We start from the raw sequence: 985 nt of genomic DNA, 5'->3' as shown, positions 1-985 counted from the left end.
CCCCCCCCCCCCCCCTCCCCCCCGCCACTCGCGTACGGGTCAGTCCCTGCCGCGCTGGGCCCGGTAGCGGCGGATCAGGGCGGCGGTGGAGGAGTCCACGTCGCCCAGGTCCGGCGCGTTCCCGGTCAGCTTCGGTGCGAGCTGGTTGGCCATCACCTTGCCCAGCTCCACCCCCCACTGGTCGAAGGCGTTGATGTCCCAGACGGCGGCCTCGGTGAAGACGATGTGCTCGTAGAGGGCGATCAGCTGGCCCAGCGTCGACGGGGTGAGCTTCGGCGCGATGATCGAGGTGCTCGGGTGGTTGCCCGGCATCACCCGGTGCGGCACCACGGCCGCCGCGGTGCCCTCCGCCTCGACCTGCTCCCTCGTCCGGCCGAAGGCCAGCGCGGCGGTCTGCGCGAAGAAGTTCGACATGAACAGGTCGTGCATGTCGCCGAGGTCGTGGTTGGGCTGGCTGAACGCGATGAAGTCGGCCGGGATCAGCCGGGTGCCCTGGTGGATCAGCTGGTAGAAGGCGTGCTGGCCGTTGGTGCCCGGCTCGCCCCAGAAGATCTCGCCGGTCGGGTACGTCACCGGGGTGCCGTCGACGGTCACCGACTTGCCGTTGCTCTCCATGGTGAGCTGCTGCAGGTACGCCGGGAACCGGTGCAGGTACTGCGCGTACGGCAGCACGGCGTGCGTCTCCGCGTCGAGGAAGTCCGTGTACCAGACGTTGAGCAGGCCCAGCAGCGCCGGCACGTTGCGCTCGACCGGAGTGCTCCGGAAGTGCTCGTCGACCGCGTGGTAGCCGGCCAGCATCTCCCGGAACCGGTCCGGGCCGATCGCCAGCATCACCGACAGGCCGACCGCCGAGGGCAGTGAGTACCGGCCGCCCACCCAGTCCCAGAAGCCGAACATGTTTTCCGGGTCGATGCCGAAGTCGCGGACCCGCTGCTCGTTGGTGCTGACCGCGACGAAGTGCCGGGCGACGGCCGACTCGTCGGCG

1 protein-coding gene is annotated in these 985 nt (G+C 70.2%); it reads right to left on the bottom strand.

From position 1 onward, the window contains the following. Positions 1-39: 39 nt before the first annotated feature. On the bottom strand, positions 40-985 hold a 946-nt coding region (pgi, locus tag ACL02O_RS34290; protein ID WP_412822336.1), incomplete at its 5' end, for a glucose-6-phosphate isomerase.

It is taken from the genome of Micromonospora mangrovicola (assembly GCF_047200535.1).
Taxonomy (GTDB): domain Bacteria; phylum Actinomycetota; class Actinomycetes; order Mycobacteriales; family Micromonosporaceae; genus Micromonospora.
The sequence above is the reverse complement of the archived record's forward strand: the minus strand, read 5'-3'. Positions and strand labels throughout refer to the sequence as shown.